12 protein-coding genes are annotated in these 14,078 nt (G+C 70.2%); 5 read left to right on the forward strand and 7 right to left on the reverse strand.

The annotated features are described in order from the left end of the window. Positions 1-16: 16 nt before the first annotated feature. The 4 genes from ACIQCJ_RS30235 to ACIQCJ_RS30250 all read right to left on the reverse strand — a co-directional run bounded on the left by ACIQCJ_RS30235 (position 17) and on the right by ACIQCJ_RS30250 (position 5,954). A complete protein-coding gene (locus tag ACIQCJ_RS30235; protein ID WP_402713122.1) occupies positions 17-898 on the reverse strand; it encodes a DedA family protein in 882 nt (293 codons plus the stop codon). Positions 899-1,148: 250 nt separating this feature from the next. Further along, positions 1,149-1,895 (reverse strand): SDR family oxidoreductase, encoded by a 747-nt coding sequence (locus ACIQCJ_RS30240; RefSeq protein WP_355337035.1) that lies wholly within the window; start codon positions 1,893-1,895, stop codon positions 1,149-1,151. Positions 1,896-2,320: 425 nt separating this feature from the next. After that, the gene (locus tag ACIQCJ_RS30245) at positions 2,321-3,610 is read right to left on the reverse strand and encodes a citrate synthase (protein WP_188280320.1); all 1,290 of its coding nucleotides are present in this window, start codon (positions 3,608-3,610) and stop codon (positions 2,321-2,323) included. Between the two features lie 124 nt (positions 3,611-3,734). Next, positions 3,735-5,954, reverse strand: coding sequence for an ATP-dependent RecD-like DNA helicase (locus tag ACIQCJ_RS30250; RefSeq protein WP_391046883.1), 2,220 nt, complete (start codon positions 5,952-5,954; stop codon positions 3,735-3,737). A gap of 206 nt (positions 5,955-6,160) precedes the next feature. On the opposite strand from ACIQCJ_RS30250, the gene ACIQCJ_RS30255 reads away from it, so the two are divergent. Then, complete coding sequence (locus tag ACIQCJ_RS30255) at positions 6,161-6,589, forward strand: DUF937 domain-containing protein (protein ID WP_401304749.1); 429 nt, start codon at positions 6,161-6,163, stop codon at positions 6,587-6,589. Between the two features lie 229 nt (positions 6,590-6,818). Here ACIQCJ_RS30255 and ACIQCJ_RS30260 read toward each other — a convergent pair whose 3' ends face one another. From ACIQCJ_RS30260 to ACIQCJ_RS30270, 3 genes are all read right to left on the reverse strand, one after another. Continuing rightward, positions 6,819-7,652, reverse strand: coding sequence for a sugar phosphate isomerase/epimerase family protein (locus tag ACIQCJ_RS30260; RefSeq protein ID WP_401305040.1), 834 nt, complete (start codon positions 7,650-7,652; stop codon positions 6,819-6,821). 65 nt (positions 7,653-7,717) lie between these two features. Continuing rightward, on the reverse strand, positions 7,718-8,872 hold the full coding sequence (locus ACIQCJ_RS30265; protein ID WP_401304752.1) for a dihydrodipicolinate synthase family protein: 1,155 nt from the start codon (positions 8,870-8,872) through the stop codon (positions 7,718-7,720). Continuing rightward, positions 8,869-10,020 carry a Gfo/Idh/MocA family oxidoreductase gene (locus ACIQCJ_RS30270; protein WP_355337026.1) on the reverse strand — a complete coding sequence of 384 codons (1,152 nt, stop codon included), beginning with the start codon at positions 10,018-10,020 and terminating at the stop codon, positions 8,869-8,871. The genes ACIQCJ_RS30265 and ACIQCJ_RS30270 overlap by 4 nt, the downstream gene beginning before the upstream one ends. 269 nt (positions 10,021-10,289) lie before the next feature. Between ACIQCJ_RS30270 and ACIQCJ_RS30275 the strand changes: the two genes are divergently transcribed. From ACIQCJ_RS30275 to ACIQCJ_RS30290, 4 genes are all read left to right on the forward strand, one after another. Beyond that, entirely contained in the window at positions 10,290-11,375 is a 1,086-nt protein-coding gene (locus ACIQCJ_RS30275) for a LacI family DNA-binding transcriptional regulator (protein ID WP_402713123.1), read from the forward strand. Between the two features lie 86 nt (positions 11,376-11,461). Further along, the gene (locus ACIQCJ_RS30280) at positions 11,462-12,427 is read left to right on the forward strand and encodes a GNAT family N-acetyltransferase (RefSeq protein WP_401304758.1); all 966 of its coding nucleotides are present in this window, start codon (positions 11,462-11,464) and stop codon (positions 12,425-12,427) included. Between the two features lie 54 nt (positions 12,428-12,481). Then, positions 12,482-13,192, forward strand: a complete 711-nt coding sequence (locus tag ACIQCJ_RS30285) for a VWA domain-containing protein (RefSeq protein ID WP_355337020.1) — start codon at positions 12,482-12,484, stop codon at positions 13,190-13,192. 85 nt (positions 13,193-13,277) lie between these two features. Continuing rightward, positions 13,278-14,075: a sugar phosphate isomerase/epimerase gene (locus ACIQCJ_RS30290; protein WP_188280311.1), complete on the forward strand. Its 798-nt coding sequence runs from the start codon at positions 13,278-13,280 to the stop codon at positions 14,073-14,075. The last annotated feature ends 3 nt before the right edge of the window (positions 14,076-14,078 follow it).

A 14,078-nucleotide genomic window follows, 5' to 3' on the forward strand; every position in this document is an offset into this window, starting at 1 on the left:
GGGACGCGGCCGACGGCTACTTGCCGCGACCGGCCGAGAAACAGGGAAATCCGCCCCGGTCCTTGCCCGGTGGCGGACTTGTGCGCGCGACAGTGGCGCCTGTGACGGATGTCGATGTGGTGGTGGCCGCTGCCCCTGGTCCCGCGGGCAGGCCACCGGCCGGTCCCGTACCACCACCGCCGGAGGGTCCCGGTACGACCACCGCGTCACCCGCGAAGGACGCCCGTACCACCATCGAGGGAGGCCGGGACGCCTCGCGCTCCCCCACCAGGCGTGGATCACGGCGCTCACGCGCCCGCGAGATCCACTGCACCAGCGTGCCGATACCGGCGACGAGCATCGATATACCGAGCCCCAGACAGAGGGCGAAGAAGGAGTTGGAAGCGGCTTTGCCGCTGAAATAACCGGCTCCGACGGAATAGCTGGCCCAGACGGCCTCCGCGACACCCGCGCCCACCGCGTAACGCCGGGCGGGATAGCGCACGACACCCGCCGCGAGACCGCCTATCACTCGGCCGCTGGGCAGAAAGCGCACGCCGATCACAAAGGGCACACCGTGCCGCTGTATCCGCAAGGCGGCCCATCTGAGCAGCGCCGCCCGGCGTTCGTCGCGCTCCATGCGGGCCAGGACACGGCCGCTGAGCGCCCGGCCGGTGCGGTGGATCAGCATGTCGCCGAGGACCGCGCTGCCCGCCACCACCAGCAGCACGAGGGCGATGTCCAGCCGTCCCTCGGCCGCCATCACTCCGCCGGTCACGAGCAGCACGGAGTTGGGCACGAGCGGCGGGGCCGTGGTGAGGGCCAGTACCGCGTATGCCCAGAAGACGTGTCCACCTCGCAGGTACTCAGCGAGACCCGAGGTGAAGTCCAGTGACGACACGTTCAGTGCAACGTCCATTCCACCGCCCCTCTTCCCGCCCCCGGGCTTCAAAACTGACAGCGGCCGGCGGGACGGGGCAAGGGGGTTTCCCCTGGATCAGGGGATTCCTCGGGGGCTCCCAGGAGAATTCATCCTGAGGGTCCAGTCGGGCTACTCCTCAGGGAGTACGGGCGCGCCTGTCACGGAACGCGGAATGCTCCCGGCGCACTGGACCTCCGGAGCACAGGGCCTCCGGAGCGCAGGACCTCCGGGTCACCGGGTCACCGGGTCACCGGCCGAGCAGTTCGCCGCCGTTGCACTGAAGGATCTCGCCGGTGATGAAGCCGGCCTCGGGGGACGCGAGGAAGAGCACGGCCGCCGCCACGTCGGCGGGGTGGCCGACGCGGCCCACGAGCGTGCGCCCGGCCCGCCGGGTCAGCTCGGCGTCGTTGAGCCGCGAGCCGAAGAATTCGGTGCCCGCCACGGTGCCGGGCGCCACGATGTTGCACGTGACGCCCTGCGGGCCGAGCTGGGCGGCCAGCGAGTGGTTCCAGGCGTGCAGGGCGGCTTTGGAGGCCCCGTAGGAGCCGCCGCCGCGCAGCGCGGCCACCGAGGTGACCGTGACCACCCGGCCGCTGTCGGTGAAGCGGTCCCGCAGCGATTCGGTCAGCAGCACCGCGGTCAGCACATTGCGCTCGAAGTCGCCGCGCCAGCGGGCGAGCACCCCGTGCGGGCCCGCGCCGATCGCCAGCTCCCGGCTGCCCGCGTTGTTCACCAGGACGTCGACCTGCTCGGGCAGGTGCCGGAGCGCCGCCTCGACGTCGTCGGGGTCGGCCAGGTCGCAGGCGACCGGGGTGACGTCCAGCCCGCGTTCCCGGCGCAGCTCCTCCGCGGTGGCGTGCAGGACCTCACGGCGACGGCCGACGATCGTGACGTGGTGGCCCTCCTCGGCGAAGCGGATCGAGATCGCCCGACCGATGCCCGTACCCCCGCCGGTCACGACGACGCTGCGGCCCGCTGTCCCGTTCTGTGCCATGTACTCCGCCCCTCATGAGGAGACAGCACGCTACGGGATCGCCCCATACCGCCCGCGAGCGGGGTAGCCTGCGAAAACGCCCCCATTCGAAGAGACGTAGATCACAGGGCTTGGAACGTAACCATTACGGTGGTTCGTGGGTCTTATGTCTTGAGCACCGCGCTCCCGGCGGAGCCGGTGGGGGGCTGCGGAACGGGCTGTCTTGGGGGACGGCCCGGGAATGCGTCGCCGGGGCGATGTCCGGGGAGCTTTGAGCGGCCCTCCCGGGCCGCAGTCGTCCCGGCACGGCGCAGCCGCCGAAAGACGCCCGGTCGGACCCGTGGGGGGATCCGTTCCGGGAACGGGAGCGCCCCGTGCCGGACCCGTGGGGGGATCCAGCGCGGGGCGCTTCTTCATGCGTGGCGGGGCCAGGCTCAGCCCGTGGTTCAGCGGCCCTCGACGGGCACGTAGTCGCGGATCTCGACGCCCGTGTAGATCTGCCGCGGACGGCCGATGCGGGAGCCGGGCTCCTTGATCATCTCGTGCCACTGGGCGATCCAGCCGGGCAGCCGCCCGATGGCGAACAGCACGGTGAACATGCTGGTCGGGAAGCCCATGGCCCGGTAGATCAGGCCGGTGTAGAAGTCCACGTTCGGGTACAGCTTGCGCGAGACGAAGTAGTCGTCGCCGAGCGCGTGCTCTTCGAGCTTGAGCGCGATGTCCAGAAGCTCGTCGGACTTGCCGAGCGCCGACAGGACGTCGTGCGCGGCCGACTTGATGATCTTCGCCCGGGGGTCGAAGTTCTTGTAGACGCGGTGTCCGAAGCCCATGAGCTTCACACCGTCTTCCTTGTTCTTCACCTTGCGGATGAAGGCGTCCACGTCGCCGCCGTCGGCCTGGATGCCTTCCAGCATCTCCAGCACCGACTGGTTGGCGCCACCGTGCAGGGGGCCCCACAGCGCGCTGATACCGGCCGAGATCGAGGCGAACTGGTTCGCCTGCGAGGAGCCGACCAGCCGGACCGTCGACGTCGAACAGTTCTGCTCGTGGTCGGCGTGCAGGATGAAGAGCTTGTCGAGGGCGCTGACCACGACCGGGTCGAGCTCGTACTCCTCGGCCGGCACGGAGAACGTCATGCGCAGGAAGTTCTCGACATAGCCGAGGTCGTTGCGCGGGTAGACCACCGGCTGACCGACGGACTTCTTGTACGCGTACGCCGCGATGGTCGGCAGCTTGGCGAGCAGCCGGATCGTGGAGAGGTGGCGCTGCTCGGGATCGAACGGGTTGTGGCTGTCCTGGTAGAAGGTCGACAGCGCGCTCACCACGGACGACAGCATCGCCATCGGGTGGGCGTCACGGGGGAAGCCGTCGTAGAACCGTTTGACGTCCTCGTGCAAAAGGGTGTGCTGGGTGATCTCGCCCTTGAACTCCGCCAGCTCGTCGACCGTCGGCAGTTCGCCGTTGATCAGCAGGTAGGCGGTCTCCAGGAAGCTTCCGCGCTCGGCGAGCTGCTCGATCGGGTAACCGCGGTAGCGCAGGATGCCTTCCTCACCATCGAGGAAGGTGATCGCGGACTTGTAGGCCGCAGTGTTGCCGTAACCGCTGTCCAGGGTGACCAGCCCGGTGTCGGCGCGCAGCTTGCCGATGTCGAAGCCGTTGTCACCGACGGTGCTGTCAACCACCGGGTAGCTGTACTCGCCGTCCCCATACCGCAGTACTACAGACTTGTCGCTCACGTCATTCCCTCACCGACGGTGTTGCCTCTTCTTCGAGGTGCCCTGACGAGGTCCACTGTCCCCCATTTGGCACTGGCGTGTGCACTCGGGGTCGGCCATCGGGCCGAAAGGTGGCACTCAGTGCCTATTTTGCGCCCCTGGACAGCCGGTGGTCGAGAGCCGTGAAGCGCTTTCCCGCCGACACCGTCCGCACCGCCTGACCGATGGCGCGACGCGATCCGACCAGCACGACGAGCCGCTTCGCCCTGGTCACAGCGGTGTAGAGCAGATTGCGCTGCAGCATCATCCAGGCACTGGTGGTGACAGGGATCACCACGGCCGGATACTCGCTGCCCTGCGAGCGGTGGATCGTCACCGCATACGCGTGGGCCAGCTCGTCCAGCTCGTCGAAGTCGTACGGGATCTCCTCGTCCTCGTCGGTGTGCACGGTGAGGCGCTGCTCGACGGTGTCCAGCCCGGTGACCACGCCGACCGTGCCGTTGAAGACGCCGTTCGCGCCCTTGTCGTAGTTGTTCCTGATCTGCGTGACCTTGTCGCCGACCCGGAAGGTCCGGCCGCCGAACCGGCGCTCGGGCAGGTCGGGCCGCGCCGGGGTGACGGCCTGCTGGAGCAGTCCGTTGAGCACGCCCGCGCCCGCGGGACCCCGGTGCATCGGCGCGAGCACCTGGACGTCACGGCGCGGGTCGAGCCCGAAGCGGGCCGGGATGCGGCGGGCCACCACGTCCACGGTCAGCCTGGCCACCTCCTCCGAGTCCTCCTCGGCGAAGAGGAAGAAGTCGGGCAGGCCCTGAGTGAGCGGCGGGACACCGGAGTTGATCCGGTGCGCGTTGGTCACCACCCCGGACTGCTGGGCCTGCCGGAAGATACGTGTGAGCCGCACGGCGGGCACGGGGCCGTCCGCCGCGAGCAGGTCACGCAGCACCTCACCCGCGCCGACGCTCGGCAACTGGTCCACATCGCCGACGAACAGCAGGTGCGCGCCCGGCGGCACCGCCTTCACCAGCTTGTTCGCCAACAGCAGGTCGAGCATCGACGCCTCGTCGACCACCACCAGATCCGCGTCCAGCGGCCGGTCCTTGTCGTACGCCGCGTCGCCGCCCGGCTTCAGCTCCAGCAGCCGGTGCACGGTCGAGGCCTCGGCACCGGTCAGCTCGGCCAGCCGCTTGGCGGCGCGGCCGGTCGGGGCGGCCAGCACCACCTTGGCCTTCTTCGCGCGCGCCAGCTCCACCACCGAGCGCACGGTGAACGACTTGCCGCAGCCGGGGCCGCCGGTGAGCACGGCGACCTTCTCGGTCAGCGCCAGCCGTACCGCCTCCTGCTGTTCCGGTGCGAGATCGGCCCCCGTCCTGGTTGCCAGCCAGGCCAGCGCCTTGTCCCACTCCACGTCCCGGAAGGCGGGCAGCCGGTCCTCCGGTCCGCGCAGCAGCCGCAGCAACTGGGCGGCGAGCGATATCTCGGCCCGGTGGAAGGGGACCAGGTAGACGGCCTTCACCTGTTCCTCGTGCCCGTCCGGCGAGGGCACGCTCTCCCGGACGACGCCCTCCTCCTCGGCCAGCTCGCCCAGGCAGTCGATCACCAGGCCCGTGTCGACCTGGAGCAGCTTCACCGAGTCCGCGATCAGCCGTTCCTCGGGCAGATAGCAGTTGCCGCCGTCAGTGGCCTGCGACAGGGCGTACTGCAATCCGGCCTTGACCCGCTCCGGGCTGTCGTGGGGTATCCCGACCGCCTGCGCGATCCGGTCCGCGGTCAGGAAGCCGATCCCCCAGACCTCGGCGGCCAGCCGGTACGGCTGGTTCTTCACCACGGAGATCGACGCGTCCCCGTAGCCCTTGTAGATCCGCACGGCGATGGAAGTGGACACCCCCACTCCCTGGAGGAAGACCATCACCTCCTTGATCGCCTTCTGCTCCTCCCACGCGGCGGCGATCAGCTTGGTGCGCTTGGGGCCAAGCCCCGGCACCTCGATCAGCCGCTTCGGCTCGCCCTCGATGATCTCCAGCGTGCCGGTGCCGAAGTGGTCGACGATCCGCTCCGCGATCCTCGGCCCGATGCCCTTGATCAGCCCCGATCCCAGGTAGCGGCGTATCCCCTGGATCGTGGCCGGCAGCACCGTCGTGTAGTTCTCGACACTGAACTGCTTGCCGTACTGCGGATGCGAGCCCCAGCGGCCGTGCATCCGCAGCGACTCCCCCGGCTGCGCCCCCAGCAGCGCGCCGACGACCGTCAGCAGATCCCCCGAGCCACGGCCGGTGTCCACCCGCGCGACCGTGTACCCGGTGTCCTCGTTGGCGTAGGTGATCCGTTCCAGGACGCCGTCCAGCACGGCCAGCCCCGACTCGCCCATGCCCGGCCTCCCTTCCCGGCCCTCCCGTTGGTGATCTGTTCCGAAGGTACCGGTTGGCTCGGACACCCCGTTGCCGCCCTGTGGATAACTCTCCGGCGGCAACTCCCCCTGTGGACAACGCCGCTCGGGCCACCCGGCTGCGGCCCTTCACGCGTTCGGCCGAACTCCGGGGGCCGCCGCTCGCGCGCCCGCGTAGCGTCCGGCACATGAGCGACCGACCGCTGCAGGACGAAGTGCTGACCGAGCTGGGTGACGAGCGGCTTCAGGAACTGGCCGATCGGCTCGGCACGGACACGGACGCGGCTCGGCAGGTCGTGGGCGCCTCGGTCGGTTCGCTGACCGGTGTGGTCACGGATGAGGCGGTGACACCGGGCGGGACCGCGGAGTTGAGCCAGGCGCTGGAGCAGGCCGCCTCGGAACCGGAGCCGCTCACCGGGGTCGCCGGTTTCGCGGGGCTCGGCACGGGCGTGGGCGGCGGTCTGCTCACCACAGTGCTGCGCAAGGCGACCGCGCCGACGGCCCGCGCGGTGTCGAAGCGGACGGGTCTTCCGGTGGCGGCGGTCACGGGGGCGCTGGAGACGCTCATTCCCGTGGTGGCGACGGTGCTGGCCAAGCGGGCCCGCCGGGCGAAGTGAGGCGGACGCGGCGAGCCGCCCCGGCGGTCACAGCGTCCGCACAGAGATACGAAAGAGGTCCGGCACAAGGCCGGACCTCTTTCGTTTCCCCCCTGCTACCCCCGAAGCCCCCCTCGGGCGCATTTCCCTCTCGGCTCCGTGAAACCCCTCCCAGGAGCCTTGATGCCCAGTAAGACCACCGACCCCCCGGAAGGGTTGTACGACGGATGCGTAATCTCTCAAGTTTTTTTCAGAGAACGTGCCGGAGGTACCGATCGGCGATCTCGGCGACCAGTTCAGCGCCGTCCCTGGCCCACAGCGCGGGGTTGAAGATCTCCACCTCGACCGGCCCGCGAAAGCCCGTCGCGTCCACCCGCTCACGCAGTCCCCGCAGGTCGACGCAGCCGTCACCGAGCTGTCCCCGCCCCAGCAGCACCCCCTCCGGCAGGGGCGTCACCCAGTCGGCGACCTGGAAGGAGGCGATCCTGCCTCCCGCTCCGGCCCGGACGATCTGCGTAGGCACCATGTCATCCCACCACAGGTGATACGTGTCGACCACGACACCCACCTGGTCCGCGGGGAAGCGCTCGGCGATGTCCAGCGCCTGGCCGAGCGTGGAGACCACACACCGGTCGGAGGCGTACATCGGGTGCAGAGGCTCGATCGCGAGCCGTACCCCGCGCTCCGCCGCGTAGGGCGCCAGCTCGCCGATCGCGTCGGCGACCCGCTCCCTGGCGGCGGCGATGTCGCGGTCGCCCGCGGGCAGGCCGCCGGAAACCAGCACCAAGGTGGCCGTTCCCAGCGTCGCCGCCTCGTCGATCGCCGCGCGGTTGTCGTCCAGCGCGGTCGCCCGCTCCGCCGGGTCGGTCGCGGTGAAGAATCCGCCGCGGCACAGCGATGTCACGGTGAGCCCGCTGTCCCGCATCAGGTCCGCTGCACGCTCGACGCCGTACTCCCGCACCGGCGCCCGCCACAGCCCCACCGAGCCGATCCCGGCCGCCACGCAGCCCTTGGCCAGCTCGGGCAGCGACCACTGCTTGACGGTCTCCTGGTTGATGCTCAGCCGCGAGAGGTCGCCGGTCACGTCGCTGTGCACGTCGTCGTGAGAGGCGGATGCGGAGGACTCGGGGTCGGGCGACGTCGGTACGGTCATGCGTCCACTCCGTATACGGCGAGCAGGCCGCGCATCCGAGCCTCGGCGAGTCCGGGGTCGGGGAACAGGCCGATCCGGTCGGCCAGTTCGTAGGCGCGGGCGAGATGCGGCAGGGAACGGGCCGACTGGAGACCGCCGACCATGCTGAAGTGCGACTGGTGCCCGGCCAGCCAGGCGAGCAGGACGACACCGGTCTTGTAGAAGCGTGTCGGTGTCTGGAACAGGTGCCGGGACAACTCGACGGTGGGGTCGAGGACGCGGCGGAAACCGGCGTCGTCCCCGGTGTCGAGGGCGCTGACGGCAGCCGACGCCAGGGGCGCGAGCGGGTCGAAGATGCCGAGCAGCGCGTGGCTGAAGCCCTGTTCGTCGCCCTCGATCAGCTCGGGGTAGTTGAAGTCGTCGCCGGTGTAGCAGCGCACGCCCTGCGGCAGGCGGCGGCGCAGTTCGACCTCGCGCCGCGCGTCGAGCAGCGAGATCTTCACGCCGTCGATCTTGTCCGGGTGGGCCTTGATGACGTCGAGGAAGGTGTCGGTCGCCGCGTCCAGATCGTCGCTGCCCCAGTACCCGGCGAGCGCCGGGTCGAACATCGGGCCGAGCCAGTGCAGGATCACCGGGTCACCGGCCTGACGCAGCAGCCGCCCGTACACCTCCAGATAGTCCTCAGGGCCCTTCGCGACCGCGGCGAGGGCGCGGGACGCCATGAGGACGGCCTGCGAACCGGTCGCCTCGACGAGCGCCAACTGCTCCTCGTAGGCGGCGGCGACCTCGTCCAGTGTGGCGGCGGGACCGGTGAGCTGGTCGGTGCCGACACCGCAGGCGATCCGGCCGCCGACGGCGCGCGCCTCGGCCGCCGACCTGCGGATCAGCTCCGCCGCGCCCGCCCAGTCGAGCCCCATGCCGCGCTGCGCGGTGTCCATGGCCTCGGCCACGCCCAGCCCGTGCGACCACAGATGGCGGCGGAAGGCGAGAGTGGCGTCCCAGTCGACGGCCGCGGGCTCGTCCGCCGCCGTCCGCAGCGGGTCGGCCACGACATGGGCGGCGGAGTACACGACACGGCTGCGCAGCGGAAGATCCGCGCTATAGGTGACGGATTCCGAACGCGGCACATAGGTGCGCGTTTCACCGGACGCGTCCGGCAGCAGGATGCTCACAGGGCCAGCTCCGGAACCTCGAAGCGGCGGCCCTGCGCGGAGGAGGCCAGGCCGAGTTCGGCGAGCTGGACGCCCCGGGCACCGGCCAGCAGGTCCCACTGCCAGGGCTCGTCGAGCGCGACGTGCCGCAGGAACAGCTCCCACTGGACCTTGAATCCGTTGTCGAAGTCGCCGTTGTCCGGGACCTCCTGCCACTGGTCCCTGAAGGACTCGGTGGCGGGCAGGTCCGGATTCCACACCGGCTTCGGCGTGGCGGAACGGTGCTGGACGCGGCAGTTGCGCAGCCCGGCGACCGCGGAGCCGTGCGTGCCGTCGACCTGGAACTCCACCAATTCGTCGCGGTTGACGCGCACCGCCCAGGAGGAGTTGATCTGTGCGACGGCGCCGCCCTCGAGTTCGAAGACACCGTAGGCGGCGTCGTCCGCGGTGGCGTCGTACGGCTTGTCCTTCTCGTCCCAGCGCTGCGGGATGTGGGTGGTGGCCAGCGCCTGGACGGTACGGACCCGGCCGAACAGCTCGTGCAGCAGGTACTCCCAGTGCGGGAACATGTCGGCCACGATGCCGCCGCCGTCCTCCGAGCGGTAGTTCCAGGAGGGGCGTTGGGCGCTCTGCCAGTCGCCTTCGAAGACCCAGTAGCCGAATTCGCCGCGGATGGACAGGATCCGGCCGAAGAAGCCGCCGTCGATGAGCCGCTTGAGCTTCAGCAGGCCCGGCAGGAAGAGCTTGTCCTGCACGACGCCGTGCTTGACGCCCGCGGATGTGGCGAGCCGGGCGAGTTCCAACGCTCCGTCGAGTGAGGTGGCGGTGGGCTTCTCGCAGTAGATGTGCTTGCCCGCGGCGATGGCCGCCTTCAGCGCGGTCTCGCGGGCCGCGGTCACCTGCGAGTCGAAGTAGATGTCGACGGAGGGGTCGGCGAGGACGGCGTCGAGGTCGGTCGACCAGTGCTCGATGCCGTGCCGCTCGGCCATGGCCCGCAGCGCGTGCTCGCGCCGGCCCAGCAGGATCGGCTCGGGCCACAGCGTGGTGCCGTCGCCGAGGTCGAGTCCTCCCTGCTCACGCAGGCTCAGGATGGAGCGGACCAGGTGCTGCCGGTATCCCATCCGCCCGGTGACGCCGTTCATGGCGATCCGCACTGTCCTGCGTGTCACGTGACAAGTCCTCTCGTCGCTGCCGGATGCAGGGAACGCGCCCACGGTCACCAGCAAGGCGATAGCAAGCGCTTTCTTCTCGTTTACGCTAGCTGCCACGGCCTGCGTTCGACAAGAGTCTCCTGGTGGTGAATGGAAGCGCTTTCTCTCACATGCGCCACCGCTCCCCCTCGCGTCCACGAAGTGAGACCATGTGCCCCTGCGAGCGGGAACGCGCACCTCACGGCGCCCCTCGCGCCCACCGCCCCCTGCAGAAGGACCGGACCGAGATGGCAGTGACTCTGGCCGATGTGGCGGCGCGCGCCGGAGTGTCGTCGGCGACCGTTTCCCGTGTTCTGAACGGCAACTACCCGGTCGCGGGAAGCACTCGGGAGCGGGTCAGGCGCGCCGTCGCCGAACTGGACTATGTCGTCAACGGCCAGGCGCGGGCCCTCGCCGCCGCCACCTCCGACCTGGTCGGCGTCCTCGTCAACGATGTCGCCGACCCCTTCTTCGGGCTCATCGCGAGCGCCGTCCAGGCCGAGATCAGCGCGGGCGCGGCGCCGGGCGGCGGCAAGCTCGCCGTCGTGTGCAACACCGGTGGATCCCCCGAGGCCGAACTCACCTATCTCACGCTGCTCGAACGCCAGCGCGCGGCGGGCGTGGTCCTCACCGGGGGCGCCGTGGAGAGCGCGGAGCACACGGCGGCGGTCACCGCGCGGCTCACCCGGCTCGCCGCGTCCGGCGCCAATGTCGTGCTGTGCGGCCGTCCCCCGCTGACCCTGCCGGACAGCGGGCTCGTCGCGGCCACCGTCGCCTTCGACAACCGCGGCGGCGCGCGGCGGCTGACCGAGCACCTGCTGTCCCTGGGCCACCGCCGAATCGGTTACGTGACGGGGCCGGTCGAGCGCAGCACCTCCCGGCACCGGCTGGAGGGCCACCGTGCGGCCCTGGCCGCGAGCGGCACCCGGATCACCTCGGATCCGGAGGCGTACGCGGAGCGGCTGACGGTGCACGGGACGTACGACCGGGCGTCGGGTTACGACGCCGCGCTCGAACTGCTGCGGCGGGACGCGGGTCTGACCGCGATCGTGGCCGCGAACGACACGGTCGCGCTCGGCGTGTGCGCGGCGCTGCGGGACCAGGGGCTGAGCATTCCCGGTGACGTGTCGGTCGCCGGATTCGACGATCTGCCGTTCAGCGCCGATGTCTCCCCGGCCCTGACGACGGTCCGCATTCCCTTGCAGGAGGCGGGCGCGCGAGCCGGGCGGTTGGTGATGGGGCGGCTGTCCCCGCCGCCGGGCGGGGTCGCCACGATCCGTACGGAACTCATGGTCCGCGGGTCGACCGCGCCGCCGTCGGACCGGTCCGACTGAAGTTATCCACAGGTTTCGGAGGGGTCTTCCGCCCGGCCCCGCATCCGCCTACCTTTGACTCAGGCAAAGGAAATGGGGGATTGATCATGGCCGTCCGGGAGATCCGCGAATTCAACCGCTTCTACACCAACCTGATCGGTGCGCTCGACTACAGCCGCCACCTGCACACACCGTTCACCCTCACCGAGGCGCGCGTGCTGTACGAGCTGGCGCACGCCCCGCGGACCGACGCGGCCGACCTGCGGGTGGAGTTGTCGCTGGACGCGGGCCATCTCAGCCGGATGCTGGCCAAATTCGAGGAGCGGCAACTGGTCACCCGCGGCCCGTCAGAACAGGACGCCAGGCGGCAGCGGATAGAGCTGACCACGCACGGGAGGCAGGCCGCGTCGCTGCTGGAGGAGCGGTCGGAGGAAGCCGTCGGCTCGCTGGTGGACCGCATACGTCCGCAGGACCGGCCGCGGCTGTCCGAGGCGATGCGGACGGTTCGGGAAATACTGCGCGACAACACCGTCAGCGGCGACAGCGGTGGCGACGGCCGTGCCCCGGCCACCGGCGGCGAGCCGTCCGCGTCGCGGGTCGTGCTGCGCGGCGCGCGCCCCGGCGATCTGGGGTGGTCCATCGAGCGCAACGCGGAGGTCTACGCGACGGAGTTCGGGTGGAACGAGGAGTACGAGGCGCTGGTCGCCCAGATCGTCGCGGACTTCGCCGCCCATCGCGATCCGGAGCGCGACGCGGTGTGGATCGCCGAACTCGACGGACAGCGGGCGGGCTGCGTCTTCTGTGTACGCGACAAGGAGCCGGGCACCGCGCGGCTACGGCTGCTGCTGGTCGATCCGGCCGCCCGGGGGCACGGCATAGGCAAGTTGTTGGTGGACGAATGCATCGCCTTCGCCCGCTCCGCCGGCTACACCGATCTGGTCCTGTGGACCAATGACATACTGGCCGGCGCCCGAACGATCTATCAGCGCGCGGGATTCGAACTCGTCGCGGAGCAGCGGCATCACAGCTTCGGCCGCGAACTCATGGGGCAGGACTGGCACTTGGCGCTGTAGGGGACAGCGCCGCGGGGCCGACACGACATCGCAGACACGGTACAGGGGGATTCCATGGCGATTTCGATGCAGAAGGTGGAGCAGACCGCGCCCGGTCTGGTCAGCCTCTACAAGCAGGCGGCCGTCAGCCTGGACAAGCACCGGCTGTCGGGCGAAAGCGCCGCGGTCTATCTGGTGCTCGACCGCTCGGGCAGCATGCGGGAGTTCTACAACGACGGCACCGTCCAGCATCTCGCCGAGCAGACACTCGGCCTGGCCGCGCATTTCGACGACGACGGCATCGTCCCCGTCGTATTCTTCTCCACCGAGGTCGACGGTGTGGACGAGGTGTCGCTGACGCGGTACGGCGGCCGGATCAACAAGCTCAATGAGGCGTACGGCCATATGGGTCGCACCAATTACGCGGCTGCCATGGAAGCGGTCATCGAGCACTATCAGCGGTCGGGGTCGACGGCGCCCGCGTTCGTGGTGTTCCAGACCGACGGCGGGCCGATCAACAAGGGCGCGACCATCGAGGTGCTGTGCAAGGCGGCGAAGCTGCCGATCTTCTGGCAGTTCGTGGGATTCGGGGACGACGAATTCCGCTTCCTGCGGCGGCTGGACGAACTGCCGGTACCCGCCAAACGGGTGGTGGACAACGCGGGGTTCTTCCCCGCGGGCAAGGACCCGCGATCGATATCCGACGCGGTGCTGTACGACCAGCTCATGGCGGAGTTCCCCGACTGGCTGGCGGCGGCCCGCGCGCAGGGCATCGTCGGCGGCTGAACAGGTGCCGAGCAGGGGCTGAACACGGGTCGGGCGGGGCCGAACGCGGTTGACCCGGCAGGAAGCGGTGCCTAGTGTCCGGCGAATGAAACTCGCCTTCTCCACTCTCGGCGTCCCGGCCCTGCCCATCGAGCAGGTGGTGCGGCTCGCGACGGAAAACGGCTTCCACGGCGTCGAATTGCGCGCCAGCGACGAGGAACCGGTCCACCCCGGTCTCTCGGCCGGTGAACGCGCCGACGTGGTGGAGCAGTTCGGCAAGGCCGGGGTCGAGATCCTCACCGTGGCCGCCTACGCCAAGGTGGCCGCGCCCGGGGACGACCAGCCGGTGCTCGACGAGATCGGCGCGGCGATGACCCTCGCGGCCGATCTGGGGGCCTCCTACGTGCGGGTGTTCCCCGGCGGAGGCGACACCGAGTCGCAGGAGGCGGACGCGGTCGCCGCGCGCCGGCTCGCAGCGGTGGCGCCGGTCGCCGCCGACCTCGGGGTGCGGGTGCTGCTGGAGACCCATGACTCGCACCGCGGCGGCGCCGATGTCGCGCGGATCCTGGGCCTGGTCGGACACCAGGGGGTCGGCACGATCTGGGACGTGATGCACACCTGGCTGGCGGGAGAGCAGCCGTCCACGACCTATCCGGCACTGGCCCCGTACCTGGGCTATGTCCAGGTCAAGGACATCGCCTCGGCGGCGGACACCACACCGCTGGCGCTGGGGGCCGGGGTGCTGCCGCTGGCGGAGACCGTCGAGGTGCTGAGCCGGGCGGACTGGGACGGCTGGCTGTGCTGGGAGTACGAGAAGCGCTGGTATCCGCAGGTGCCGGAGTTGGCGGGGCTGCTCGGCCCGGCGCGCGAGCACCTGTCCCGGTTGCTGGCCGACTCGGCCTGAACG

The sequence above is a fragment of the Streptomyces sp. NPDC093221 genome, assembly GCF_044753885.1.
GTDB lineage: Bacteria > Actinomycetota > Actinomycetes > Streptomycetales > Streptomycetaceae > Actinacidiphila.

Coding starts and splice junctions, on each gene's coding strand:
- ACIQCJ_RS30235 (WP_402713122.1), bottom strand. CDS start 898: ATGGACGTTGCACTGAACGTGTCGTCACTGGACTTCACCTCGGGTCTC.
- ACIQCJ_RS30275 (WP_402713123.1), top strand. CDS start 10,290: ATGGCAGTGACTCTGGCCGATGTGGCGGCGCGCGCCGGAGTGTCGTCG.
- ACIQCJ_RS30255 (WP_401304749.1), top strand. CDS start 6,161: ATGAGCGACCGACCGCTGCAGGACGAAGTGCTGACCGAGCTGGGTGAC.
- ACIQCJ_RS30250 (WP_391046883.1), bottom strand. CDS start 5,954: ATGGGCGAGTCGGGGCTGGCCGTGCTGGACGGCGTCCTGGAACGGATC.
- ACIQCJ_RS30290 (WP_188280311.1), top strand. CDS start 13,278: ATGAAACTCGCCTTCTCCACTCTCGGCGTCCCGGCCCTGCCCATCGAG.
- ACIQCJ_RS30240 (WP_355337035.1), bottom strand. CDS start 1,895: ATGGCACAGAACGGGACAGCGGGCCGCAGCGTCGTCGTGACCGGCGGG.
- ACIQCJ_RS30280 (WP_401304758.1), top strand. CDS start 11,462: ATGGCCGTCCGGGAGATCCGCGAATTCAACCGCTTCTACACCAACCTG.
- ACIQCJ_RS30285 (WP_355337020.1), top strand. CDS start 12,482: ATGGCGATTTCGATGCAGAAGGTGGAGCAGACCGCGCCCGGTCTGGTC.